A 23,678-nucleotide genomic window follows, 5' to 3' on the forward strand; every position below is an offset into this window, starting at 1 on the left:
GTCACGGATCTCAGCGATCTCTGAAGTCGTGCCGGGCGAGTGAGCCGAACGAAAGCGACGTGATGCTCAGCGGTACCGAACCACAGCTTCGCGAATAGCACTTGCGTGCTCGTAGATCCCGTCCAGTTCATCGAGCGGATGCCGCGTCTCGACCTTCTGCTCGTCCAACAGGCCGAGATACTTCTGGCGCCCGTTGAAATGCAGGCGGGCGATCGGCTTTCGGTTGTTGTCATCGAGCAAGACGGCGAAGTAGCTCTTCGCGTCGCGGTGGGTGATGCGGTGCGGCTTCGTTTCCCCGCAGGCGATCGCTTTCACGATCTGATATCCCTCGAGTTCCTCGAGGGTGGTCTCGATCTCAGTGTCACGATCGAGATCCGCTTGTGAAGCCGGTTCGCTCGAGACTGCCGCGGGTGCCTCTGTCGCGACGGGAACCGAGACACCGACACCTGCACCGAGGGCGGTTTTCAGGCGGTCGTTGACGCTCTCCGTCAGGAACTGACGCGATGCCTTTGTCACGAGTGCAGTGAACTGCTCACGCACCTTGGCCGTGTAAAAGCCGTCATAGACGCGCTGAGTGAAGAACTTGATCCATTCGTCACTCGGTTCCCGGAACTGACCAGCGATCTCGCGCTTGAGCGCGCCCACGTACTTGAGCTCTTCCGCCGCGCTGATGATCGAGTCGAGATCGAAGCTGTCTTTGCTCAGCTTCTGGACCTCGGGAATCAGAGTGTCATCGATGTCGAGCAGATCGAGCACGAGGAACGGCTTGGCATCCATCTTGTTGGGTGCGTCCAGATCCGTGAAGAACTGCCAGATGACGCCGTTGGTGAGGGCAGCAATGCGGGCGTTGGTCGTGGAGAAGTATCTGAAGAGCTGAGAGGCGTGTTCGATCTTGGGCGCTCCGGTGGATGCCTTGCACTCGATCAGGATCTGCACCTCGGCATCGCGCATGATCGCGTAATCGACCTTCTCGCCCTTCTTGATGCCGACGTCGGCAGTGAACTCGGGCACGACCTCGAGCGGGTCGAAGACGTCGTAACCCAGGATGCTCGAGATGAACGGCATCACGAACGCGTTCTTCGTCGCCTCCTCGGTGCCGATGGCCGACGCCTGATTGCTCACTTTGGTTGCGAGCGCTGCAAGACGGTCCTGAAACTCCATTGTTCCCCCCCACTGGCTGATTCCTCGTCGATAGTGCCATGAAGCATTCATCACCTCTGACGAGGCGTCCGTCGGCGTTTTCGCATTCTGGCCTGCCAGGTCCATTCAGGCAAATAAACTTCTCATCTGGGCACGCCGCGAGCGTCTAAGCGAGCCACAAGGATGGCTGCCGCTGTCTCCTCGCCGCCGGGGGAGAGAGGGGGAGATCATCGCGCTCTCGCTTCGCGGCGGGCGCTGAGATCGCGGGATCGAGCCGGGTGAGCTCGGCGTCGAGAAACTGCTCAACTCTCTACGCGGCGAAATCTGGGACCCGAATATCCGTCGCGTTCGACGGTTCCCGTGAACATCTCCACCGGGCGCACCCAACACGAGTAGTCGTCGTAGAGCTTTCTGTACGAGACCAAGACTTCCTCCGTTTCGGAGTGCCTCGCCATTCCGAAAACCTCGTATCGCTGGCCTTTGAAGTGCTCGTAGATGCCGGGTTCGATGTCCACTCGGAGCGTCCCCTCTGCGATATGTGCACGAGTGCGCACGTCGTGGCTTCCGAGTCTGCCAGTGCGCTTCGCGTCGCAGCCGATCCGCGACGTCCGGCAGATGCCCCATCGTTGCAAAATCTATCGATAAACGACAGGATTACATCGTTCCTCGACGATTGGATGCCTCGTGAGCCCTGTCATCATCCGTGCGGCGCAGACGGTGATCGCCCTCGCATTGCTCGGGTCCATCGTCGTGCAGGCGATGATCCTGCCTGCGATCTACCGCGACCTCGCGGAGACACCGCCGCTGCCGCGAGTGACCTTCGTCGTGCTGATGGGGCTCGGCATCCTGGCGCTTCAGGTCTTTGCCGTGTGCGTGTGGCGTCTGCTGTCGAAGGTGCGGGAGGGGACGGTCTTCGCCGAGGGGGCGTTCCGAGACGTCGACGTCATCACGGGGTCGCTGGTCGCCGTCGTCGTGGTGCTGGTGGCGGTCGGCGTGATGCTCGCGCCGGGAGGCGTGGCGCCCGGTGTCGTCGGACTCATCGGCGGTGCCGCGATGGTGTTCGCGGGCGTCGCTCTGCTCGTGCGGGTGATGAAGGGTCTGCTGCGGCAGGCCATCGCCCGGGAGAGGGAAGTCGTGGGGCTGCGCACCGAGCTGGGTGAAGTGATCTGATGCCCATCGTCATCGACATCGACGTCATGATCGCGCGCCGGAAGATGGGCGTCGGCGAACTCGCCGACAGGGTCGGCATCACACCCGCCAATCTCGCCGTCCTCAAGAACGGGCGGGCCAAGGCGGTGCGGTTCTCGACGCTCGGTGCACTCTGCGCGGCGCTCGACTGCCAGCCGGGCGACCTGCTGCGCTGGGAGCCGGGGGAGGCGGAAGGCGAGCCGTCAGCCCTCGCCGACCAGCGCGCCTGAGATTCTGGGGCTGAGCGCTCACGCAGGAGTCGCGCGGCGCCCCGGCCGCATGTCGTACGCCCTCGGTAGTCTGCTGTTCTCGAAGGGGGTGAGCATGTCGCTCGTCGGAGTCGCTGAGTACGCCCGCGGTCCTCGCGCGCTCGCCCACGTCATCCTTCTGACAGTCGCCATCGTCGCCGGACTTCTCGCGATGCACGCGTTCCACGCCACCTCGACCCCGGCCGGCCATGGCGCGGCGACCGGGCACGGCACTGCGGTCATGGCATCGCCGACCGAAGACGAGCGCCCCCACGACGCGATGACCGCGTCCGCGACCGACGCAGCAGCCTCGTCCGTCGACCCCTCGATGGCCTGGATGGCATGCGTGCTGGCCCTTCTCGGTGCGGTCATCGTCTTCATCGCTGGGGTCGGGCTCCGCCTCCCGGGCGCGCGGGCGCGGCTGCTCGCGGCGGCACTCGCCCGATGGTCGGTGGTCGCGCACGCGTTGCCGCCGCCCTCTCTCACCGTTCTCTGCATACGTCGCACGTGATGACGCGTCGGCCCGCTTCGCGCGGGCAACGCACCCCGCTCGACGACCGTCGGGCGTCATCGACGACCCTGGAGAACTCCACCATGAAGAACCGATCCGCGGCGACCGCCGCATTCACCCTCGCCGCCCTGCTGCTCTTGACCGGTTGCACCGGCGGCGCCCAAGAAACCATGCCCGGCATGGATCACGGCGGCGACAGCTCCGCCCCGCCGGCGACGACCAGCGCCACCGACGCCGATGTGATGTTCGCGAGCATGATGATTCCCCACCATGCGCAGGCGATCGAGATGTCCGACGTTCTGCTGGCGAAGGGCGATATCGACGAACGCGTCACCGAGCTGGCCCAGGGGATCAAGGCCGCTCAACAACCCGAGATCGACAGGATGCAGCAGTGGCTCGAGGACTGGGGAGCCGATTCCTCGGACGGGGATGCCATGCAGCACGGCGACGGCATGATGAGCGAAGACGATATGCAGATGCTCGCGAACGCCTCGGGCGCCGAGGCTGAGCAGCTGTTCCTCTCGCAGATGATTCAGCATCACCGCGGCGCCGTGGACATGGCCCAGGCCGAGATAGACAACGGCTCGGACGCCGCCGCCATCGCGCTCGCGAAGACCATCGTCGAGGCGCAGATGGCCGAGATCGCGCAGATGGAGCAGCTGCAGGCCACGCTCTGACGGCAGGGGTGGGGCGCGGATGCCGTGGGCCCGCGCCCCATCCTCCCTCTCTCGTGCCCGGTGGATCGGCATTCGCAGAAGCTATGCCGCTCGCCCCGGCACCCGCGCGAAAGCCGCGACCCGAGGGGAGCAACCCCGGCCCGCGGCCCCCGCACTCTCGACGGTCAGGGGCGCCCGCCCCCCATGCCCCCACCTCCCATCCCGCCGGCCACCGCGACGCCCGCCGTGACCGAGGTCGCGACCCCGTCGACGGTCACCGTGTACGACTGACCGTCGGTGATCGCCGACGACGTGAACACGACCGACCCGAAGGTCTTCTCGGCGGTGTACTGCGCGATGACCGTGCCACTGGCATCCGTGATCTGCACCGTCGAGCCCGCGGAACCCGAGACTGTCGCGGCGAGCCACCCCTGTGCCGACGACTCGTCGGGCGATTCGGCCATTCCGGTGCTGCCGAGAGCGGCGAGCGTGCCGCCCGAGACGTCGATGCCGCCGTTCGAGTCGAGCGCACCGTTGCCCTGCTGGGTGGGACCGTAGACGGTGACGTCTCCGCCGGTCATGGTGATGCTGCCGTTGGAGTCGAGGCCATCGCCTTGAGCGTCGACCACCAGGGTGCCGCCCGAGATGGTGAGGGTCTCACCGGTGTCTTGCATGCCGCCGCCCATCCCACCGCTCGAACTCGTCGTGGTGCCGCCCGAGGCGTTCACACCGTCATCCGACGAGATGACCGAGGTGATTCCGCCGGCGATGCGGATGTCGCCCGACTCGATGCCCTCGTACGACTGGCTGATGGTGACGTCTCCGCCCGAGATCGCCAGAGCGATCTCGGAATGGATGCCATCGTCCTCGGCCGCGATCGACACGGTGCCGCCGGTGATCAGCGTGTCGGTCCACGCGTCGATGCCGTCGTCGGTCGCGGTGGCGTCGATCGTGCCTCCGGCGATCCAGACGTAGCCCTGGGTGGCGTCATCCGTCTGGTCGCTCTTGAGGGCGTCGCCCCCGGCGGTGAGGGTGAGCGTGCCGTCTTTCACGACGAGCGAGTCCTTGCCGCGCAGGGCATCGTCGGCGGCGGTCACCGTGATCGTGCCGCCGATGATCGCGAGGTCGTCGGTGGACGAGATGCCGTCGTTGCCCGTGTCGGTGACGGTGAGGGCCCCCGAGCCCGAGAGGGTGAGGCCGCTGTCGGCGTAGATGGCGGCGCTCGCGTCGGCGTCGGCCGAGCTCGCCGCGGTGACCGTGTTGGTGGAGCCCGCCGCGAGGTTGATCGCCACATCGTCGGCGGTCACGACCTGGATGGCCGAGCCCGAGGTGCTCTCGATGGTCGCGTCGTCGAGCACGAGGACCACCTGCGCGTCGTCGGGGGCGGCGACGACCACATTCCCGTCGAGCGTGCCGGTCAGCGTGTACACACCGGCGGCGGTGATCGTGACGGTCGAGCCGTCGACGGTGACTCCCGCCGAGTCGCTCGAGGCGGTGGAGCCCGCGAGCGTGATGGTCTCGGCATCCGCGAGGCTCCACTCGTCGTCTTTCACGACGGTGCCGTCGGCGTTGGCCGCGAGCAGTTCGGCGGCGGCCGTGGGGATGGTGGAGTCGATGTCGGAGGTGGTCTGCACACTCGACTCGACGCTGGATGCCGTGGTGGCCGGCGCCGATGTCGCGGCGGGCTGAGCGGTGACGGCGCACCCGGCGAGCACGAGGCCCGCGAGAGCGAGGGGAAGGGCGAGGGGGATCAGGCGGCGCATGATGCGTCCTTTCGGGTGTTCTGGGATGAGGCGAAGGGGCCCGCGAGCACGCGGGTCCAGCGGTTGCGGGGGAGATCGGAGCGCAAGGCCGCCATGCCGGTGGCGTACTTGCTGATGCGCTGCGGGCGGTGCCCGGCTCGCCAGAGCACGCGGTCGAAAGCGCCCGCCTGACCCGGAGACTTGGTCTCGACGATCGCGTAGCGGGGGAGGGTGAAGCCCGCGCCGTCGGCGTCGATCCACCGCAGGTCGAGGTCGATCGTGGCGCGGGAGGGCACGTCGCCCGCGAGCAGCAGCGTCGTGCGCCGATACAGCGTCTGCAGTCGCGCGTCGAGGTCGTCGGCGCGACCCGGCTCGACGCCGATCGCGCCCAGGGCCTCGGCGACGTCGTCACGCGCTTCGGCGGTGAGCCGGTCGGCCGCGTCGAGGTCGTAGGCGTCGCGTTCCTTGCGGGTGAGACCTCGCGCTCCGCGGGTCTTCAGCTCGAGGTAGGCGGCCCCGGTGTCGACGTAGGTGCGGGTACGCAGCTTGAACCGGCGGCGGCGCCCGTGAGCGGCGAGGCGGTAGCTGAGCAGATCGGGGGTGTCGAAATACACCGAGCGGTAGGCTAGCTCGCGCTCGCCGGCGATCTCGAGGGCGGCCGGAACCTCGTCGGAGCGCTGCAGGTTCTCGAGCAGGGATGCCGCGGCATCCATCGGCACGACGTACTTGCGGTCGACGCGGGTGAGCAGGGCGGCCTCGGTGGTGAGAGCGTCGAGCCCGATCGCGGGGAGGGCTGCGATGGCGGTGGCCGCGCGGTGGCGGGCGGTCACCGGGTGCCGCCGATCAGGTCGGCGAAGCTCGCGTCGGCGGTTCGGCGTCGGCCGGGGGTGGCGTCGACGGCTTCGCGAACGGCGGCGGGCGCGGTGGGGGCGGCCAGGACCCGGTACCGCACATCGACCAGCGTCGTGTCGTCGACCAGGTCGAGCTGCTGCACGGTGACGCCGGTCACCTCGCCGCCGAGCAGGCGTCCGAGCTCGGCCCGCAGTTCGGTTTCGTCGGCGATCGCGCGATCGAGGTGCACGGTCTGGTGACGGGCCCGCGACAGCACCCGCGGGTGATCGGCGACGGCGAGCACGGCCACGATGAGTCCGACCAGCAGAAGGGGAACGGAGAGGTCGACGGGCGGCAGGCCGCAGATCAGGCCGATCGCCAGAGCCGCGAAGTAGTACGCCACCTCGCGCTGGGTGATCTCGCTCGAGCGCAGCCGGATGATCGACAGCACCCCGAACAGTCCGAGCCCGAGGCCCAGAGCGACTTCGGCGGTGCCGAGGACGGTCGCGACGGCGAGCACGCCCACGTTGACGCCGAGGAAGGCGACGACGAGGTCTCGCCGGCGGTGGCGCTGGAAGTAGATGGCGCTCAGCAGGACGGCGGCGACGAGGTCGGTCGCGGCCAGGATCAGGGCGGTGGTGGTCATGAGGTGCTCCTTGCGGGGGTGAGGGGAGAGGTATTGGGGGATACGGATGCCGTGTCGCGGGCGTCGGGCGCGCGGGCTGTCGCGCCGGGCGGCCCCGGGCGGGAGATGGGCGCGCGCGCCGGGGTCTCGGCATCCGTTCGGGGGAAGACGAGCGAGCGCTGCACGCCGTAGCTGAGGACGAACAGCACGCCCTCGGTCACGACCTTCGCGGGCAGCAGGGCCAGGCCGTTGTCGGTGAGGAACGACATCCACGCGATGTTCGAGGCGAGCAGCGCGAGGGCGAGCACGCCGTAGCGGAGGGCCTGCGGAAGCATCGACCCGCCCCGCGCGCGGAAGACCACGCGGCGGTTGACGACGAAGTTCGCGGTGGCCGACAGCACCCGCGCCGCGATGATCGAGGGCACGAGCCACCCGGTCAGCGCCTGCAGCACGAGCAACGCGACGGTGTCGACGACGAACGCCGCGAGAGACGACGACGCGAACAGCAGCACCGGCAGCAGCACGCGCAGCGAGTCGCGCACCGGGCGGAAGTGACTCGACGAGTTGCGGTCGAGGTACACGGTGTCGATGGGCACCTCGTGCGCGGAGACCTGGTCGGGGCCGAGGCGCAGCAGCATCCGCTGTTCGTACTCGAACCCGTCGCCCGGTATGCCGAGGGTCCAGCCCAGGCGATCGGCGGGGATGCCGCGGAGCCCGGTCTGCGTGTCGGTCACCCGCCGCCCGGTGGCGAGGCGGAACAGCCCGCGCGAGGCCGCGTTGCCCAGGCGGCTGCGCAGCGGCACGGCGCCGTCGAAGCCGCGGACCCCCAGCACGAGGGCGCTGCGGCCCTCGGCCGCGTCAGTGCGCAGAGCGTCGGCCACGCGGCAGACGTCGGCCGGTGTGTGCTGCCCGTCGGCGTCGGCGGTGACCACGTCGGCATCCGGATCGTGGGCGGCGATGTGGGCGAAGCCCGTCTTCAGCGCCGCGCCCTTGCCGCGGTTGGCGGGGTGCGTGAGAACCTGCGCGCCGGCCTCGCGGGCGGTGTCGAACACCGACGCGAACGCGGGACCGCTGCCGTCGTCGACGACGAGCACGTCGAGGTCGGGGTCGGTGCGGAGCAGCGCGGCGACGAGGGCCGGCATCCGCGGACCGGGCTCGAAGGCGGGGATGAGAACGAACACCGCTCAGCCCGCCACGTAGAGGATGTCGCTGGTGCCGCGCTCGCCGCCGTTCGAGGGCGAGTTGATCACCTGTCCGTTGAAGTACATCGTCGACGAGCCGCCGCCGTCGAGGTTGTAGGCGGTCGTCACGCCGAGCGAGAGCAGGATGTCGGCGAGTCCGGGCAGCGTCACGCCCTCGCTGTAGCCCTCTTGACGGCCGTCGACCACGACGAAGACGAGGTGGTTGTCGTCGATCACGCCGACGGCGGTGCGCGGCTGGTCGCCCTGGATCGAGTGGTTGCCGACGTTCGTGTCGACCTCGACGCTGTCGATGCCGTCGACGACCTGGCCGTCCTCGACGATCGCGGGACCGAAGCTGAGGGTGTTCCAGACCCCGGATGCCAGCAGCTCGGCGGCCGTGGTCTGCGTCTCGTCGTACACCTCGACGTGGCCGTCGGTGTAGAAGGCGAGTCCCTGCCGAGCGCCCTCGTCGCGGTAGACGACACCGTTGCGGATCTCGATGCCCGTGGAGCGGAAGCCGTAGTAGTCGCCGTTGATGGCGAAGACCGCGTCGTTGGCGGCGGCGATCTCGCTGGTGGTCTGCGTGATGTTCTCGCCGAACTGGTTGTTCGCGAAGGCGGAACGCAGGTCGGTGGCGTCTCCGAGCACGACGTCGGCGACGTAATAGGTGAGCGTGTCGGTGGTCACCGTCGAGACGGTGACCGAGGTGGAGCCGTCGCTGAAGCTGGTGTCGGTCAGGCTCGTCTCGGTCGCTGCGGTGGCCGTGGGCTCGGCGGTGGCAGATGCCGTGGCGGATGCCGTGGCGTGCGCGGCTTCGTACGCGGCGACGTCGGTGATCTCGACGTGGGGGATGAGGAAGCGATTCGCGGCCCACGCTGCGGAGCCGCCGACGGTGAGCGCGACGGCCAGACCGCCGGCGAGGAAGGCGCGACGGGCGACGGGCCGCTTCGGGCGGCGGGGTCCGTCGGACGGCGTCGCCCGGCCGCGGCGAGAGGCCGAGGCCGGTGCACCGTCGGGGGCGGTGTCGGGGGTGGGGTCTGCGGGGTCCATGGCACCAGGAAAGGTGCCGCGCCCTTCTCGCGCCCTAATCCAGGCCTACGCGGAGCCAAGAAGAGCTATGGAAACGCTATGTGGACGTGTGCATGTGCACTCGAGCTGCGGCCCGCGGCCGCCCTGCCGCGTCGAGGGCGCCGGGGGAGTGGCATCCGGAGCCTTCGTCAGGCGACCGCCCGCAGAACGCCCGTGAGGATCAGCGTGATGACCGTGGTCCACAGCACGATCGCCGCGGCCTGCCAGGCGAGCACGCGCAGGGGCGAGACACCGGTCGAGGTGAGGGCGGCGGCGGTGAACTGCGTGGGCAGCAGCAGGGGGCCGAGCAGGCTCACTCCGGGGGTTCCGTAGCGGTGGTAGGCCTTCTCGAACTTCTGGCGGCGCGCAGTCAGGGGCTTCTCGACGGCTCCGCGACGGGTGGTGACGGCCGTACGCACGCGCGAGGTCGCGAACACGACGACGGCGACGCAGATCAGGTTGCCGATCGCGCCGGCGATGGCCGCGACGGCCGGGTGGATGCCACCGACGATGCCGATCGCGGCGGCACCCTCTCCTTCGATGAACGGCACGGCACCGGCGAGGGCGACGATGAGCGGCTGCACGAGGTCGGGCACGTCGGCGACGAGGCCCTGGAAGCCGAGGATGAGATCCGAGACGGGGTTCGACATGAGGACTCCTGGGGGATGAGTCCGCGGCGTGTTCCGCGGTGATTCCATCCCATCGGGAGCGGCGTCTCCGCGGCAGTGTCGCGGTGTCATGGCCGGGCGGGAGGATGCGCCGATCGACCCGTGACGAATGTCATGCGCCCGGCGGCGCGGCGGGAGCGCGGGCGTTGGGGCGACGGCGGAATTCTCGATACGTTCGGACAAACCCCAAGGAGAGTGCACCATGACCGACAACACCGCCGCCCCGTCCGCACCGCGACAGTGGCTCAAGGCTTTCTACAGCGCGCTCGCCGCGGCGCTCGGATACGTGATCGTCGAACTGATCTTCCAGCACGACACGACCTACATCCTGGCCGGCGCTCTCGGCATCCTCGTCGTCCTCACACCGATCTTCTACGCGATCAACCGCCACAGCAGCCGTCGGACACCGAAAGGCTGATCGAAGGGCGGGTGGGGCGCCGGGCGCTCCACCCGTGACGAATGTCATGGACGTACTGTGGCCGGTGTGACGAGCCCCCTCCCCGCGCCCCCGCCCGCGTCGACGTTCGCCCGCGACGTGCGGGTCACGTGGTGGTACACCGCCGCGTCCATCGCCGGGTTCCAGGTGTTCGGGCTGTCCATCTGGACCCTGCTCATGGTGCTGAGGGCGTCGACGCCCGCCATCGTGCTGTTCATCGTCGGCGGCCTCGGGTCGGTCGCGGTCTCGCTGCTGCTGATGGCGCGCTACCGCCGCGAACCGCTCGACATCGGCGACGTCTCGGGCCACCGGCCCGTCTGGCCGCTGGTCATCGCCGGCATCGTTTTCGGCGGTGTCACGGGAGCGGCGGCCGGGTCGCTGCTGCTCGCCGTCGTCCTCGGAGCGCAGACACTGTGTCTGGTGCGCTGGCGTGCCGGCATCCGGATGCGTCTCGTGGTGCTGCTGATCGTCGTCATCGTCGCGGCGTGGGTGATCGAGGTCACCCGGCTCAACCCCGCCGGATACGTCGCCGATGCCTTCGGCGTGGGCCTGTTCCTGGCGATGCTGCCGCCGCTCACGGCGACGTCGCTGTGGTGGTGGGACATCGTGCGCGAACTCGACCGCGCTCGCCGCGCCGAGGGGCGTCTCGCCGCCGCCCAGGAGCGCCTGCGTCTCGCCGGCGACCTGCACGATCTTCAGGGCCACCACCTGCAGGTGATCGCGCTGCAGCTCGAACTCGCCGAGAAGATGCTCGCCCGCGACCCCGCGGCCGCCGTCGAACAGGTGCGCCTCGCACGCACCAGCGTCGACGAAGCCCGCCGCGGCACCCGCGAGCTCGCCACCCGCTTCCGGGGTGTGCCCCTGCCCGACGAACTCGCCAACGCCGCCGACCTGCTGCGCGCCGCGGGGCTGCGCGTCGAGCTGTCAGTCGCCCCCGACGCCGCCGACGCCCCGGCCGACGTGCTCGGCCCGGTGATCCGCGAGTGCACGACGAACGTGCTGAAGCACGGCGGTGGGGTCTCGGCATCCCTCGCTCTGATGCACCACGACGGCGAATGGGTCTTCACCATCGACAACGACGTGCGCGAGGTACGTGGCACGGGCGGCAGCGGTCTGGACGGTATCGCCGACCGCGTCGGCCGCGTGCGGGGAACAGTGGATGCCGGGCACTCCGGCGATCGATTCAGGGTCACCGTTCGGGTGCCCGAGGGGGTGATGGCGTGATCCGCGTGCTCATCGCCGACGACGAGGACATGATCCGCACGGCGCTCGCCGCCCTCTTGCGCCTCGAGCCCGACCTCGACGTGGTCGCCGAGTGCCGCGACGGCGAGAGCGCGATCGTCGAAGCCGACCGACTGCGGCCCGACGTGTGCCTTCTCGACCTCGAGATGCCGGGACTCGACGGCGTCGACACGGCCGCGCGCATCCTACGGCGCGTGCCCTCGCGCTGCGTGATCGTCACGCGGCACGCCCGACCCGGCGTGCTGCGGCGGGCGCTCGGCGCGGGCGTCGACGGGTTCCTGCCCAAGTCCCGCCCCGCGGATGACGTGGCCGCGGTGATCCGCGAGGTCGCGGCGGGGCGACGTTACGTCGACCCCGAGATCGCCGCCGACGCCCTGAGCGACGAACGCAGCCCCCTCACCGACCGCGAGCTCGACGTGCTGCGGGCGGGCGCCCGCGGTGAGACGATCGCCGAGATCGCGGCATCCCTGCACCTGTCGGCCGGCACGGTGCGCAACCACGTCTCGTCTGTGCTGGGCAAGCTCGGGCTCGCCAGCCGGCAGCAGGCGACGATCCACGCGCGCGAGCGGGGCTGGATCTAGACGACGACCGGCGAGAGGACGCCCATCCACAGGACGGCGCGGCGCGTCAAGCACTGCCGCACGGCGGTGACCGTCGGTAGCTTCGGCGCATGAGTGAGCGCGCATCGCGAGACGCGGGTCTGGCCCGCTACGTCATCATCGGAGTCGTCGTCGGCATGATCGCGGGACCGATCGTCGGTCTGCTCGTGCCCTCGGTGGGGGTCGGGTTCGGGATCTCGTTCGGCCTCGTCGTCGGAATCGTCGGGGCCGTGATCGCGTGGCTCGTGGTGCGTCCGCGAAAGTGAGGCGGTGAGCGGTCGGGTCACCTCTGCCCCCTCCCTTCGGAGGTGCAAGGGTCGGGCCCCTTCACCCCCGTCTAGTAGGGTTGTCGACTGGCGAGATCTCTTGATATCGAGAGACTTCGTCTTCTCCCACCACCGATCGCCCAGCGAAGGATTGTCCGTGGATCTCTACGAGTACCAGGCACGTGACCTGTTCGAAAAGTACGAGGTGCCGGTACTCGCCGGCATCATCGCCGACACCCCTGAGGAGGCGAAGGCGGCTGCCGAGAAGCTCGGCGGTGTGGTCGTCGTCAAGGCTCAGGTCAAGACCGGAGGCCGCGGCAAGGCCGGCGGCGTGAAGGTCGCCAAGAACCCCGAAGAGGCATTCGAGGCGGCCCAGGCCATCCTCGGCCTCGACATCAAGGGCCACGTCGTCAAGCGCGTCATGGTCGCAGCGGGCGCCCGCATCGCCAAGGAGTTCTACTTCTCGGTGCTGCTCGACCGCTCCAACCGCTCCTACCTGTCGCTCTCGAGCGTCGAGGGTGGAATGGAGATCGAAGAGCTCGCCGTCGAGCGTCCCGAGGCGCTCGCGCGCATCGAGGTCGACCCGATCGAGGGCATCACGCCCGAGAAGGCGCTCGAGATCGCGAAGGCTGCGAAGTTCGACGACGAGCTGGCCCCCAAGGTGGCCGACGTGTTCGTCAAGCTCTTCAACGTCTACAAGGGCGAGGACGCCACGCTCGTCGAGGTGAACCCCCTCATCCAGAGCGAAGACGGCGACATCATCGCCCTCGACGGCAAGGTCTCGCTCGACGAGAACGCCGGCTTCCGCCACCCCGACCACGAGGCGCTGGAAGACAAGGACGCGGCCGACCCGCTCGAGGCCAAGGCCAAGCAGCACGACCTCAACTACGTCAAGCTCGACGGTCAGGTCGGCATCATCGGCAACGGCGCGGGCCTGGTCATGTCGACCCTCGACGTCGTCGCCTACGCCGGTGAGAACCACGGTGGCGTCAAGCCCGCCAACTTCCTCGACATCGGTGGCGGCGCCTCGGCGACCGTCATGGCCGCCGGCCTCGACGTCATCCTCGGCGACGAGCAGGTCAAGAGCGTCTTCGTCAACGTCTTCGGCGGCATCACGTCGTGCGTCGCCGTGGCCGAGGGCATCGTCAAGGCCCTCGAGATCCTGGGCGACACCGCGACCAAGCCGCTCGTCGTGCGCCTCGACGGCAACCAGGTCGAGGAAGGCCGCGAGATCCTCGCCGCCGCCAACCACCCGCTCGTCACCCTCGCCGCCGGTATGGACGAGGGCGCCGACAAGGCCGCCGAACTGGCCAACGCGTAAGGGATAGGGAAACACCAGACATGTCGATCTACCTCAACAAAGACTCCAAGGTCATCGTCCAGGGCATCACCGGCGGCGAGGGCACCAAGCACACCGCCCTCATGCTCAAGGCCGGCACCCAGGTCGTCGGTGGAGTGAACGCCCGCAAGGCCGGCACCACCGTCTCGCACAAGGATGCCGCAGGCAACGACGTCGAGCTGCCCGTCTTCGCCTCGGTCGAAGAGGCCATCCGCGAGACCGGCGCCGACGTGTCGATCGCGTTCGTGCCCCCGGCCTTCACGAAGGACGCGATGGTCGAGGCCATCGACGCCGAGATCCCGCTGCTCGTCGTGATCACCGAGGGCGTGCCCGTCGGCGACACCGCCGAGGCGTGGGCCTACGCGAAGAGCAAGGGCGAGAAGACCCGCATCATCGGGCCGAACTGCCCCGGCATCATCACGCCCGGCGAGGCGCTCGTGGGCATCACCCCCGCGAACATCACCGGCAAGGGACCCATCGGCCTCGTGTCGAAGTCGGGCACCCTGACGTACCAGATGATGTTCGAGCTGCGCGACCTCGGCTTCTCGACCGCCATCGGCATCGGCGGCGACCCGGTCATCGGCACCACGCACATCGACGCCCTCGCGGCGTTCGAGGCCGACCCCGAGACCAAGGCCATCGTCATGATCGGTGAGATCGGCGGAGACGCCGAAGAGCGCGCCGCCGCCTACATCGCCGAGCACGTCACCAAGCCCGTCGTCGGTTACGTCGCCGGCTTCACCGCCCCCGAGGGCAAGACCATGGGCCACGCCGGCGCCATCGTCTCGGGCTCGGCTGGCACGGCACAGGCGAAGAAGGAGGCCCTCGAGGCCGCCGGCGTCAAGGTCGGCAAGACGCCGTCCGAGACCGCTTCGCTGATGCGCGAGATCATCGAGAGCCTGTAAGCAGCACTCTCCCGAGGGCCCGGATGCCATGGCATCCGGGCCCTTTCGCGTGTCCGGCGGCTGGCGTGGGGCGGGGCGCGGCGAGGCGTCGGAGTATGCACCCCGCGAGACCGCACGAGATTGCCGAGACCGCATCGGATTGGCGCCGAACGGGTGCGTCCTCGGCAAACGCGTGCGGTTTCGATGCCGCGGATACGTCCGACGGCGCAGCGGCGACGAAAAAGGGGCCCGGATGCCGTGGCATCCGGGCCCCTCACGAGCGCGGGGCTCAGCCCAGAAGCGCCTCGACCGGGCCGCGGGCGAAGAAGACGACGAAGCCGGCGGCGACGATCCACAGCAGCGGGCTCACCCGGCGGGCGCGGCCCGACAGGGCCTGGATGAGCACCCAGCTGACGAAGCCCGCGCCGATGCCGTTCGCGATCGAGTACGTCAGGGGCATGACGGTCACGGTGAGGAAGACCGGGATGAGCACCGACATGTCGCTGAGGTCGACGTGGCGGATCTGCCCCATCATGAGTGCGCCGACGATGACCAGGGCCGCGGCCGCGATTTCGGTGGGCACGATGCTCGTCAGCGGCGTGAAGAACATCGCGAGCAGGAACAGTCCGCCGGTGACGACGTTGGCCAGGCCCGTGCGCGCGCCCTCGCCGATGCCCGATCCCGACTCGATGAAGACGGTGTTCGACGACGACGAGGTGGCGCCGCCGGCGACGGCACCGATGCCCTCGATGACCAGCGCCGAACGCAGGCGCGGGAACGTGCCGTCGGGGGCCGCGAGACCCGCCTCGCGCGACAGGCCGGTCATCGTGCCCATGGCGTCGAAGAAGTTCGTGAACACGAGGGTGAAGACCAGCATGAGGGCGGCGAGCACGCCGATGCGGCCGAAGGATCCGACGAGGTCGACCTGACCGACGAGCGCGAGGTCGGGAAGGCTCACCCACTGCGCGGGGAGCGTCGGAACGCTCAGACCCCAGCCGCCGGGGTTGCCGTCGGCGCGCGCGCCGAGACCGAAGACGGCCTCGACGATCACGGCGATGACCGTGCCCGAGAGCAGACCGATCAGCAGCGCGGCTTTGACCTTGCGCACGAGCAGCACGGCGGTGATGACGAGGGTCAGCACGAACAGGGCGGTGGGGACCGTGGTGATCGAGCCGCCGACACCCAGGCCCACCGGGGGCGAGCTCAGGCCGGTCGAGGTGACCAGCCCGCTGTCGACGAAGCCGATGAACGCGATGAAGAGGCCGATGCCGACGGTGATCGCGGTCTTGAGCGCGAGGGGAACCGCCTCGAAGATCATGCGGCGGAGTCCGGTGACGGCCAGCAGCACGATGATCAGGCCGTTGATGACGACGAGGCCCATGGCCTCGGGCCAGGTGACCTGGCCGACGATGCCGACGGCCAGGAACGAGTTGATGCCCAGACCCGCCGCGAACGCGAACGGCAGGCGCGTGACGAGGCCGAACAGCATCGTCATGACACCGGCCGTGAGGGCGGTGACCGCGGCGACCTGCGGGAAGCCCAGGGCGTTGCCGGCGACGTCGGGGGTTCCCGACAGGATGATCGGGTTCAGGATGACGATGTACGCCATCGTGACGAAGGTGACCACGCCTCCGCGGATCTCGGTGCCGACGGTCGAGCCGCGGGCGGTGATCTCGAAGAACCGGTCGAGACGGTTCTTCGGAGCGGTGGCAGCAGTGGTCTCGGGAGCGGAATCGCTCATGAAGGCTCCAGGAAAAAGGGGGAGGGACTGGACCGGAGGGGAAGACGCCGACGTATCGTGTGAGCTATGTCACTCTCAGGAGAGTATCTACCCAGCACCAGCGAATGGGCCCGCCAGCAGGCCGAGACGTTCGAGGCCTCGGGAGGCCAGGAGTCCGCCGACATGCGGGGCGTACCCATCATCGTCCTCACCACCGTCGGCGCCAAAACCGGGGGTCTGCGCAAGACCGCCCTCATGCGCGTCGAGCACGACGGCAAGTACGCGGTCGTGGCATCCAAGGGTGGGGCTCCGGAGCATCCGGCGTGGTTCTACAACCTCGTGAAGAACCCCCGCGTCGCCCTGCAGGACGGCGACGTGAAGAAGGAGTACGACGCGCACCAGGCCGAGGGAGCCGAGCGCGACGAGTGGTGGGGCTACGCGACCGAGGTCTGGCCCGACTACGACGAGTACCAGAAGAAGACCGAGCGGCGCATCGAGCTGTTCGTGCTGACGCCGGTCGACTGACACCCGCCCGGGTGGCCCCCGCCGCGGTCGCGCCTGCGCGGCTGCCCCGGGGGCGTTGAGTGTCCAGAACACGCCGCTGCCTTCGCGGTGGATGCGGCGTGTTCTGGACACTCGAGGGATGCTCGCGGCCGCCTCGGACGCCGAGGGGCGGTCGCGCCCTGCGTCGCCGCTCGAGAGGGCTCGCGCGTGCGCGGCTGCCCGGCCTCGCGCCGCCGCCCCGGAGTGTTGAGTGTCCAAGACACGCCGCCGGGCCCGCGGCGAACGCGGCGTGTCTCGGACACTCAACAGGGGACGACGCGCGACGGATGCCGGGGAGCCAAACCTCACATGAACACCGCCGCCGCGTGAGAGAAACGTTCGCCGCGGGTAACGCCCGCGCGACGGCGGGGGAAACGTCCGCTGCTTAGCGTCGGGGCATGGCCCGCTCACACACCGCAACCGGCGCGAAACACGCCGCTGACCGCCGCGCAAAGTCCGCCGCGTACGGTGACGACATGCTCCACCCCGCGACATCCGGTTCGGTCGTCGTCGTGGGGGCCGGCATGGTGGCGCACCGCTTCGTCGAGAGTCTCACCCGGCGCGACACCGACGGACGCTGGTCGGTCACCGTCCTCGGCGACGAGGCCCGCGGGCCCTACGATCGCGTGGGGTTGACCGGGTACTTCACCGGCAAGAGCCCCGAGCAGCTCTCGCTCGACCCCGCGGTGCTCGACCACGAGCGGGTCCGGGTCCACACCGACGCCCGTGTCACCGCCATCGACCGCGCGAATCGCACCGTCACCACCGCGGGCGGGTCGACCTACGACTACGACCGCCTCGTGCTCGCCACGGGGTCGTACGCCGCCCGCCTCGCGCTCGACGGCTTCGACCACCGTGGCTGCTTCGTCTACCGCACGCTCGACGACGTCGTCGCGATGCGCGACTGGGTCGCGCGGCGTTCGGCGCAGCTCGGCCGTCCCCTGCGCGGCGCCGTCGTCGGCGGCGGCCTTCTCGGCCTCGAGGCCGCCGGTGCCCTGCAGGCCGAGGGAGTGTCGCCGTTCGTGCTGCAGTCGAACGAGCGGCTCATGTCGGCGCAGCTCGACCTGGGTGGCGCGAAGGCGTTGCAGCGACTCATCGAATCCCGCGGCATCGAGGTGCGCACGAGCTCGGTGACGACCCGGGTGGATGCCGATGCCTCCGGCGCCGTGTGCGGCGTGGAGCTGCGCGACGGCACGTGGGAGGCCGTCGACATCGTCGTGTTCACGGTCGGCGTGCGCCCGCGTGACGAACTCGCCCGCGTCGCGGAACTGCGGGTCGATGCCCGGGGCGGCGTCGTGATCGATGCGGGCTGCGACACCTCCGACCCCTCGATCCTGGCGATCGGCGAGGTCGCCAGCTTCGACGGCCAGTGCATCGGCCTCGTCGCCCCGGGTTACGCCATGGCCGAGGTCGCCGCGACCCGCCTGCTCGGCGGCGAGGCCCAGTTCGACGGCTTCGACACCTCGGCCAAGCTCAAGCTCTCGGGTGTCGAGGTCGCCAGCTTCGGCGACGCGTTCGCCGAGACGCCGAACGCCCTCGACGTCACCTACGCCGACCCGGTATCGGGCGTCTACAAGAAGCTCGTGCTGAGCGACGACGCGCAGACGCTGCTCGGCGGCATCCTGGTCGGCGACGCCTCGGCGTACACGTCGCTGCGTCCGCTGGTCGGTCGCGCTCTGGGCGGCGATCCGGCCGCGTACCTCATGCCGTCGGATCTCGCGCCCGCCCCGCAGGGCGACCTGCCCGCCGACGCCATCGTCTGCTCGTGCAACGGCGTCACCGCCGGCACCGTGCGCGACGCCGTCACCGAGCACGACTGCGCGGATGCCGCCGAGGTCAAGGCCTGCACGAGGGCGGGGGCGGCGTGCGGCTCGTGCTTCACGCTCGTGAAGAAGCTCGTGGCGACCGAGCTGGCGGCATCCGGAAAAGAAGTGTCGACCGGCCTGTGCGAGCACTTCTCGTTCACCCGCGCCCAGCTCTTCGACGCCGTGCGGGTGTCGGAGCTGCGCACCTTCACGTCGATCGTCGAGCGCTTCGGCACCGGCCGCGGCTGCGACATCTGCAAGCCGGCGCTTGCGAGCATCCTGGCGAGTCTGTACTCCGGCCACGTGCTCGACGGTGAGCTCGCGACGATGCAGGACACCAACGACCACGTGATGGCGAACATCCAGCGCGACGGCAGCTACAGCGTCGTCCCGCGCATCGCGGGGGGCGAGATCACGCCCGAGGGGCTCGTGGTGATCGGCGAGGTCGCGCGTGACTTCGGGCTCTACACGAAGATCACCGGCGGTCAGCGCATCGACATGTTCGGGGCGCGCCTCGACCAGCTGCCCGACATCTGGCGCCGCCTGGTCGACGCGGGCTTCGAGTCGGGGCAGGCCTACGGCAAGTCCCTCCGCACGGTGAAGTCGTGCGTGGGACAGACGTGGTGCCGCTACGGCGTGCAGGACTCCGTCGGCATGGCCGTGCAGCTCGAGCTGCGCTACCGCGGCCTGCGCTCCCCGCACAAGATCAAGTTCGGCGTCTCGGGCTGCGCGCGCGAGTGCGCCGAGGCCCGCGGCAAGGACGTCGGGATCATCGCCACCGAGGCCGGCTGGAACATGTACGTCGGCGGCAACGGAGGCTTCACCCCGCGGCACGCGGTGCTGTTCGCCGAGGGGCTCGACGACGACGCTCTGCTGCAGGCGATCGACCGGTTCCTGATGTTCTACATCCGCACGGCCGACCGGCTGCAGCGCACCGCGCCGTGGATGGAGGACTACGAGGGGGGCCTCGACGCGCTGAAGGGCGTCGTGTTCGACGACACGCTCGGCATCGGCGAAGACCTCGACCGCGCCATGGCCGCGCACATCGACAACTACGAGGACGAGTGGGCGGCGACCCTCGCCGACCCCGAGAGGCTCAAGCGGTTCCAGAGCTTCGTCAACGCCCCCGAGGTCGCCGACCCCTCGCTCGCGTACGTCGCGGAGCGCGGACAGCCCCGCCCCGCCACCGACGAGGAGCGCTCGTCGGGGGCGGTCTTCATCGGCGGGACGACGCTGGCGGTGCGCGCATGACGATCGTCGAGACCGCGGAAACGGATGCCATGACCCCGGATGCCGAGACCCCCGCCGCTGCGCTGCCCACCACTGCGCTGTCCACTGCTCCGGCGCCCGCGCCCGGCTGGACGCGCATCTGCCGCGTCGACGATCTGCTCGTCGAGCGCGGGGTCGCCGCCCTCGTCGACGGCCACCAGATCGCGCTGTTCCGCACCTTCGACGGCCGCATCTACGCCACCGACCAGATCGACCCGTTCAGCGGTGCCGCCGTGTTGGCGCGGGGCATCGTCGGCGACCGCGCGGGGGTTCCCACCGTGGCCTCGCCGATGTACAAGCAGGTGTTCGACCTGCGCACCGGCACCTGCCTCGACACCCAGGGCAAGGCGCCGTTGATCGTGCGCGTGCACCCCGTCGCCGTCAGCGACGGCGACGTGCTCGTCAGAATCGTCCCCGCCGTCCCCACCGCAGAAGGAGACCCCCGATGATCGCTCTCGCAGGACTCGACCTCACCGACCGTCTCGTGGTGTGCGTGGGGGCGGGGAGCGTCGCGGAGCGACGCATCACCCGGCTTCGCGCGGCCGGAGCGCGGGTGCTGCTCGTCGCCCCGGTCGCCACCGAGCGGCTGAGCGCCCTCGCAGCATCGGGCGCGATCGAGTGGCACGCGCGCCCCTTCGCGGCCTCCGACCTCGACGACGCCTGGTTCTGCCACACGGCCACCGGCGACGCGGCGATCGACGCCGTCGTCGTCGACGCCGCCGAAGAACGGCGCGTGTGGTGCGTCAACGCCGGGCACGGGGGCCGGGGCACCGCGCGCCTGGCGGCCGAGACCACCAGCGGCGACGTGATGGTCGGCGTGGTCTCGACCGCCGGCGCCGACCCGCGTCGCACCGTCGCCGTCCGCGACGCGATCGCCCAGCGCCTCGCCGAAGGCGCCCTCCCGCTCCGCCGTCGACGTCGCCCGCTCGTGGGGAGCGTGGCGCTCGTCGGCGGCGGCCCCGGCCCGATCGACCTGATGACGGTGCGCGCCCGTGCGCTGCTGGCCGAGGCCGACGTCGTCGTGCACGACCGCCTCGGGCCCACCGGCGTGCTCGCCGAGCTCGGCGACGACGTCGAGCTGGTCGACGTGGGCAAGCGCCCGCAGCATCACCCCGTGCCGCAGGACGAGATCAACGCGATCATCGTCGACCGCGCGGCGAAGGGCCTGCGGGTCGTGCGGCTCAAGGGTGGCGACCCGTTCGTCTACGGCCGGGGCGGCGAAGAGGTCATCGCGTGCCGGGCCGCCGGCATCCCGGTCGAGGTCGTTCCGGGCATCTCCAGCGCCATCGCTGTTCCCGCGGCGGCGGGGGTCCCCGTGACGCATCGCGGTGTGGCCGGTACGCTTCACGTCGTGAACGGTCAGGATGCCCCGAGCGAGGCCACCCTCGCCGCGCTCCGTGACGACACCGCGACGGTCGTCGCCCTCATGGGTGTGAGCGCGCTGGCGCGCTTCGTGTCGGCGGCCCGCGCCGCCGGTGCTCCCGAGACCCGCCCCGTCGCCTTCGTCGAGAACGGCCACACGCCCCAGCAGCGCACCATCCGCACGACCCTCGGCACCGCGATCCAGGATGCCGAGACCCACCGCCTCGCCAACCCCGCGGTGCTCGTGTTCGGCGAGGTCGCCCGCGCCGACCTGCTGCTGCCGGCGGCGGCGGTGCCCGTCGCCGCGTCGCACGGCGAGGGCATCGGGTGACGACACCCGCGCGGACGATCAGCACGGTGCTCCAGGGGTGCACGGTGCTGCTTCCCGTCGACCGTCGGTCGGGGGAGCTGTCGGCCGCGCTCGAACGGCACGGGGCACGCGTGCGCGTGGCCCCGGCGCTCACGATCGTGCCGCACGTCGACGACGACGAGCTCATCGCCCAGACGCGACAGCTGGTCGCCGACCCGCCCGACGTGGTCGTCGCCACCACGGGCGTGGGCTTCCGCGCCTGGATGGAGACCGCCGACGAGGCGGGCGTGCACGACGAGCTGGCCACGGTGCTGCACCGCGCCCGCATCGTGGCGCGCGGACCCAAGGCCCGCGGCGCCATCCAGCAGGCCGGATTCGAGGCCGACTGGGTCGCCGAGAGCGAGACGGCGGCCGAACTGCGCGACTTCCTCGTCGCCGAAGGCCTCGACGGGCTGCACATCGCCGTGCAGCACCACGGCTCCGGCGCCGACGGCCTCGACGAAGCGTTCGAGGCGGCCGGTGCCCGCGTCACGAGCCTCACCATCTACCGCTGGGGCCCACCCCCCGACCCCGAGGTCGTCGCGGCATCGACCCGCCAGGTCGCGCGCGGCGAGATCGACGCCGTGCTCTTCACCTCGGCTCCCGCGGCACGCGAGTGGCTGCTCGCCGCCGAGCGTGCCGAGGCGCTCGAGGGAGTGGCATCCCGAGCCCGAAACGGCCACGTGCTGGTGGCGGCCGTCGGACCCATCACCGCCGCCCCGCTGATCGAGGCGGGGATCGACCCCCTCGTGCCCGACCGCGGACGCCTGGGCGCCCTCGTGCGCGCCGTCGTCACGCACTACGGCGGCGTCGACGCGCGGGTCATCCCCACGACGTCGGGGCAGCTCGGCATCCGCTCGTCGGGGATCGTGGTCGACGGGGTCCTGACCCCGCTTCCGCGCACCGGCGTCGAGATCTTCCGGGCCCTGGCCCGCGTGCCGGGCGCCGTGGTGTCGCGGGCCGACCTCGTCGCCGCGCTCTCGAGCGCCGAATCCAGCGGGCACGCGGTCGAAGTCGCCGTCGCTCGCACGCGCGACGCGCTCGGCGACCTCGACCTGATCCGCACCGTCTACAAGCGCGGCTACCGCATCGACGTGATCGACGAGGAGGATCGATGACCGCCGTTCTCATCGCCTGCGCCCACGGCACCCGCTTCGACGAGGGCCGCGTCGTCGTGCGCGCCCTGCTCGACGTGCTGCGCGAGACCGCCCCCGAGGGCGTCGAGGTGCACGAGGCCTACGTCGACGTGCACGCGCCCTACGTCACCGACGTCGTCGCCGCCGCGCGCGAGCGCACCTCCGACATCGTCATCGTGCCGCTGCTGCTGTCGACCGGGTACCACACCGAGGTAGACCTCGTCGACGCCGCCGACGGCCTGCCCATCGCCCCCGCGCTCGGTCCGCACCCGGTGCTGGCCGAGATCCTCGTCGACCGCGTGCGCGCCACCGGAGCGGGCGTCGACGACACCGTCGTGCTGGCCGCGGCCGGCTCCACGCGCCCCGGGGCGGTCGTCGACGTGGAGCGCATGGCCGAGCTGTTGACGGAGGCCGGTATCGCCGGGCCCGTCGTGACCGCGTACGCCGCGGCATCCGAACCCCGCATCCCGGATGCCGTGCACACGGCGCGCGCCGCCGGACGGCCGACGGTGGCGGCGAGCTACGTGCTCGCGCCGGGACACTTCTCGCGCGTGATCGAGAAGGCCGGCGCCGACCTGACGAGCGCACCCATCGGAGCGGATCCGCGGCTGGCGCGGGTCGTGTGGGAGCGGTGGGCGTCGGCGCGTGCGGCGCGCGCGGGGGAGACGCTCGCCCACGGGTGACGGCGCGGGAGGCACGCCGGTCGTGCCGTCGGTGAGCGTGTACGGGACGCCGCCGCGCCGCGGTTCCGGACTGCGTGCGGACGGTCGCCCGCGGAGGCGTCGACGCGCAACGACGCCGCGCGGAGTGCGCCCTCGCCGCCGCGCCTGAAAGGTGCGCCGAGCCGACGCGGGTACGCTCACAGTCGCC

25 protein-coding genes are annotated in these 23,678 nt (G+C 70.4%); 16 read left to right on the plus strand and 9 right to left on the minus strand.

The window, feature by feature from the left end; all coding sequences use genetic code 11:
* Window positions 1-66: 66 nt before the first annotated feature.
* Both ASG45_RS05955 and ASG45_RS05960 read right to left on the minus strand, forming a co-directional pair.
* The gene (locus ASG45_RS05955; RefSeq protein WP_055834141.1) at window positions 67-1,161 is read right to left on the minus strand and encodes a type I restriction enzyme HsdR N-terminal domain-containing protein; all 1,095 of its coding nucleotides are present in this window, start codon (window positions 1,159-1,161) and stop codon (window positions 67-69) included.
* Between the two features lie 281 nt (window positions 1,162-1,442).
* The gene (locus tag ASG45_RS05960) at window positions 1,443-1,655 is read right to left on the minus strand and encodes a DUF1653 domain-containing protein (protein WP_055834144.1); all 213 of its coding nucleotides are present in this window, start codon (window positions 1,653-1,655) and stop codon (window positions 1,443-1,445) included.
* 169 nt (window positions 1,656-1,824) lie between these two features.
* Here ASG45_RS05960 and ASG45_RS05965 point away from each other — a divergent pair, with 169 nt between their 5' ends.
* The 4 genes from ASG45_RS05965 (at window position 1,825) to ASG45_RS05980 (ending at window position 3,764) form a co-directional block, all read left to right on the plus strand.
* On the plus strand, window positions 1,825-2,310 hold the full coding sequence (locus ASG45_RS05965; protein WP_055834147.1) for a DUF2975 domain-containing protein: 486 nt from the start codon (window positions 1,825-1,827) through the stop codon (window positions 2,308-2,310).
* Window positions 2,310-2,558 carry a helix-turn-helix domain-containing protein gene (locus ASG45_RS05970; protein ID WP_055834150.1) on the plus strand — a complete coding sequence of 83 codons (249 nt, stop codon included), beginning with the start codon at window positions 2,310-2,312 and terminating at the stop codon, window positions 2,556-2,558. The genes ASG45_RS05965 and ASG45_RS05970 overlap by 1 nt, the downstream gene beginning before the upstream one ends.
* A 94-nt stretch (window positions 2,559-2,652) precedes the next feature.
* Entirely contained in the window at window positions 2,653-3,087 is a 435-nt protein-coding gene (locus ASG45_RS05975) for a DUF6153 family protein (RefSeq protein ID WP_156459388.1), read from the plus strand.
* Complete coding sequence (locus ASG45_RS05980; RefSeq protein ID WP_327037590.1) at window positions 3,021-3,764, plus strand: DUF305 domain-containing protein; 744 nt, start codon at window positions 3,021-3,023, stop codon at window positions 3,762-3,764. The genes ASG45_RS05975 and ASG45_RS05980 overlap by 67 nt, the downstream gene beginning before the upstream one ends.
* 164 nt (window positions 3,765-3,928) lie before the next feature.
* Here the strand turns inward: ASG45_RS05980 and ASG45_RS05985 are convergent, their stop codons facing one another.
* The 6 genes from ASG45_RS05985 to ASG45_RS06010 form a co-directional block, all read right to left on the minus strand.
* Window positions 3,929-5,506, minus strand: a complete 1,578-nt coding sequence (locus tag ASG45_RS05985; protein WP_055834156.1) for a carbohydrate-binding domain-containing protein — start codon at window positions 5,504-5,506, stop codon at window positions 3,929-3,931.
* Entirely contained in the window at window positions 5,494-6,315 is an 822-nt protein-coding gene (locus ASG45_RS05990) for a polyphosphate polymerase domain-containing protein (protein WP_055834159.1), read from the minus strand. The genes ASG45_RS05985 and ASG45_RS05990 overlap by 13 nt, the downstream gene beginning before the upstream one ends.
* Complete coding sequence (locus tag ASG45_RS05995; protein WP_082516483.1) at window positions 6,312-6,962, minus strand: DUF4956 domain-containing protein; 651 nt, start codon at window positions 6,960-6,962, stop codon at window positions 6,312-6,314. The genes ASG45_RS05990 and ASG45_RS05995 overlap by 4 nt, the downstream gene beginning before the upstream one ends.
* The gene (locus ASG45_RS06000; protein ID WP_055834162.1) at window positions 6,959-8,122 is read right to left on the minus strand and encodes a bifunctional glycosyltransferase family 2/GtrA family protein; all 1,164 of its coding nucleotides are present in this window, start codon (window positions 8,120-8,122) and stop codon (window positions 6,959-6,961) included. Before ASG45_RS06000 ends, ASG45_RS05995 begins: the two co-directional genes overlap by 4 nt.
* A gap of 3 nt (window positions 8,123-8,125) precedes the next feature.
* Complete coding sequence (locus tag ASG45_RS06005) at window positions 8,126-9,172, minus strand: phosphodiester glycosidase family protein (RefSeq protein WP_082516484.1); 1,047 nt, start codon at window positions 9,170-9,172, stop codon at window positions 8,126-8,128.
* Window positions 9,173-9,339: 167 nt separating this feature from the next.
* Window positions 9,340-9,840, minus strand: coding sequence for a hypothetical protein (locus tag ASG45_RS06010; RefSeq protein WP_055834165.1), 501 nt, complete (start codon window positions 9,838-9,840; stop codon window positions 9,340-9,342).
* A 220-nt stretch (window positions 9,841-10,060) separates the two neighbouring features.
* On the opposite strand from ASG45_RS06010, the gene ASG45_RS06015 reads away from it, so the two are divergent.
* The 6 genes from ASG45_RS06015 (at window position 10,061) to sucD (ending at window position 14,645) form a co-directional block, all read left to right on the plus strand.
* Window positions 10,061-10,276: a hypothetical protein gene (locus ASG45_RS06015; RefSeq protein ID WP_055834168.1), complete on the plus strand. Its 216-nt coding sequence runs from the start codon at window positions 10,061-10,063 to the stop codon at window positions 10,274-10,276.
* 66 nt (window positions 10,277-10,342) lie between these two features.
* On the plus strand, window positions 10,343-11,518 hold the full coding sequence (locus tag ASG45_RS06020; RefSeq protein WP_055835870.1) for a sensor histidine kinase: 1,176 nt from the start codon (window positions 10,343-10,345) through the stop codon (window positions 11,516-11,518).
* The gene (locus ASG45_RS06025) at window positions 11,515-12,117 is read left to right on the plus strand and encodes a response regulator transcription factor (protein ID WP_055834171.1); all 603 of its coding nucleotides are present in this window, start codon (window positions 11,515-11,517) and stop codon (window positions 12,115-12,117) included. Before ASG45_RS06020 ends, ASG45_RS06025 begins: the two co-directional genes overlap by 4 nt.
* 89 nt (window positions 12,118-12,206) lie before the next feature.
* Window positions 12,207-12,401 carry a hypothetical protein gene (locus tag ASG45_RS06030; protein WP_055834174.1) on the plus strand — a complete coding sequence of 65 codons (195 nt, stop codon included), beginning with the start codon at window positions 12,207-12,209 and terminating at the stop codon, window positions 12,399-12,401.
* Between the two features lie 157 nt (window positions 12,402-12,558).
* On the plus strand, window positions 12,559-13,722 hold the full coding sequence (gene sucC / locus ASG45_RS06035) for an ADP-forming succinate--CoA ligase subunit beta (RefSeq protein WP_055834177.1): 1,164 nt from the start codon (window positions 12,559-12,561) through the stop codon (window positions 13,720-13,722).
* A gap of 20 nt (window positions 13,723-13,742) precedes the next feature.
* Window positions 13,743-14,645, plus strand: coding sequence for a succinate--CoA ligase subunit alpha (gene sucD, locus ASG45_RS06040; protein WP_055834180.1), 903 nt, complete (start codon window positions 13,743-13,745; stop codon window positions 14,643-14,645).
* Window positions 14,646-14,913: 268 nt separating this feature from the next.
* On the opposite strand, the gene ASG45_RS06045 is transcribed toward sucD, so the two are convergent.
* Complete coding sequence (locus ASG45_RS06045; protein ID WP_055834182.1) at window positions 14,914-16,365, minus strand: NCS2 family permease; 1,452 nt, start codon at window positions 16,363-16,365, stop codon at window positions 14,914-14,916.
* A 66-nt stretch (window positions 16,366-16,431) separates the two neighbouring features.
* Here ASG45_RS06045 and ASG45_RS06050 point away from each other — a divergent pair, with 66 nt between their 5' ends.
* From ASG45_RS06050 to ASG45_RS06075, 6 genes are all read left to right on the plus strand, one after another.
* Window positions 16,432-16,869 (plus strand): nitroreductase family deazaflavin-dependent oxidoreductase, encoded by a 438-nt coding sequence (locus tag ASG45_RS06050; protein ID WP_055834185.1) that lies wholly within the window; start codon window positions 16,432-16,434, stop codon window positions 16,867-16,869.
* 494 nt (window positions 16,870-17,363) lie between these two features.
* Window positions 17,364-19,943 carry a nitrite reductase large subunit NirB gene (gene nirB / locus ASG45_RS06055; RefSeq protein WP_055834188.1) on the plus strand — a complete coding sequence of 860 codons (2,580 nt, stop codon included), beginning with the start codon at window positions 17,364-17,366 and terminating at the stop codon, window positions 19,941-19,943.
* Window positions 19,940-20,410, plus strand: a complete 471-nt coding sequence (gene nirD / locus ASG45_RS06060; RefSeq protein WP_082516485.1) for a nitrite reductase small subunit NirD — start codon at window positions 19,940-19,942, stop codon at window positions 20,408-20,410. The genes nirB and nirD overlap by 4 nt, the downstream gene beginning before the upstream one ends.
* The gene (cobA, locus tag ASG45_RS06065) at window positions 20,407-21,654 is read left to right on the plus strand and encodes a uroporphyrinogen-III C-methyltransferase (RefSeq protein ID WP_055834191.1); all 1,248 of its coding nucleotides are present in this window, start codon (window positions 20,407-20,409) and stop codon (window positions 21,652-21,654) included. The genes nirD and cobA overlap by 4 nt, the downstream gene beginning before the upstream one ends.
* Entirely contained in the window at window positions 21,651-22,790 is a 1,140-nt protein-coding gene (locus ASG45_RS06070) for a uroporphyrinogen-III synthase (RefSeq protein WP_055834194.1), read from the plus strand. Before cobA ends, ASG45_RS06070 begins: the two co-directional genes overlap by 4 nt.
* A complete protein-coding gene (locus ASG45_RS06075) occupies window positions 22,787-23,491 on the plus strand; it encodes a sirohydrochlorin chelatase (RefSeq protein ID WP_055834197.1) in 705 nt (234 codons plus the stop codon). Before ASG45_RS06070 ends, ASG45_RS06075 begins: the two co-directional genes overlap by 4 nt.
* Window positions 23,492-23,678 lie beyond the last annotated feature (187 nt).

The sequence above is a fragment of the Microbacterium sp. Leaf436 genome (assembly GCF_001424715.1).
Lineage (GTDB): Bacteria > Actinomycetota > Actinomycetes > Actinomycetales > Microbacteriaceae > Microbacterium.

Bases quoted from the DNA above. Each gene is read 5' to 3' on its own strand.
- ASG45_RS05955 (WP_055834141.1), bottom strand. From the start codon at position 1,161: ATGGAGTTTCAGGACCGTCTTGCAGCGCTCGCAACCAAAGTGAGCAAT.
- ASG45_RS05970 (WP_055834150.1), top strand. From the start codon at position 2,310: ATGCCCATCGTCATCGACATCGACGTCATGATCGCGCGCCGGAAGATG.
- ASG45_RS05975 (WP_156459388.1), top strand. From the start codon at position 2,653: ATGTCGCTCGTCGGAGTCGCTGAGTACGCCCGCGGTCCTCGCGCGCTC.
- ASG45_RS05980 (WP_327037590.1), top strand. From the start codon at position 3,021: ATGGTCGGTGGTCGCGCACGCGTTGCCGCCGCCCTCTCTCACCGTTCT.
- ASG45_RS05985 (WP_055834156.1), bottom strand. From the start codon at position 5,506: ATGCGCCGCCTGATCCCCCTCGCCCTTCCCCTCGCTCTCGCGGGCCTC.
- ASG45_RS05995 (WP_082516483.1), bottom strand. From the start codon at position 6,962: ATGACCACCACCGCCCTGATCCTGGCCGCGACCGACCTCGTCGCCGCC.
- ASG45_RS06005 (WP_082516484.1), bottom strand. From the start codon at position 9,172: ATGGACCCCGCAGACCCCACCCCCGACACCGCCCCCGACGGTGCACCG.
- ASG45_RS06010 (WP_055834165.1), bottom strand. From the start codon at position 9,840: ATGTCGAACCCCGTCTCGGATCTCATCCTCGGCTTCCAGGGCCTCGTC.
- ASG45_RS06015 (WP_055834168.1), top strand. From the start codon at position 10,061: ATGACCGACAACACCGCCGCCCCGTCCGCACCGCGACAGTGGCTCAAG.
- ASG45_RS06030 (WP_055834174.1), top strand. From the start codon at position 12,207: ATGAGTGAGCGCGCATCGCGAGACGCGGGTCTGGCCCGCTACGTCATC.
- sucD (WP_055834180.1), top strand. From the start codon at position 13,743: ATGTCGATCTACCTCAACAAAGACTCCAAGGTCATCGTCCAGGGCATC.
- ASG45_RS06045 (WP_055834182.1), bottom strand. From the start codon at position 16,365: ATGAGCGATTCCGCTCCCGAGACCACTGCTGCCACCGCTCCGAAGAAC.
- ASG45_RS06050 (WP_055834185.1), top strand. From the start codon at position 16,432: ATGTCACTCTCAGGAGAGTATCTACCCAGCACCAGCGAATGGGCCCGC.
- nirB (WP_055834188.1), top strand. From the start codon at position 17,364: ATGCTCCACCCCGCGACATCCGGTTCGGTCGTCGTCGTGGGGGCCGGC.
- nirD (WP_082516485.1), top strand. From the start codon at position 19,940: ATGACGATCGTCGAGACCGCGGAAACGGATGCCATGACCCCGGATGCC.
- cobA (WP_055834191.1), top strand. From the start codon at position 20,407: ATGATCGCTCTCGCAGGACTCGACCTCACCGACCGTCTCGTGGTGTGC.
- ASG45_RS06075 (WP_055834197.1), top strand. From the start codon at position 22,787: ATGACCGCCGTTCTCATCGCCTGCGCCCACGGCACCCGCTTCGACGAG.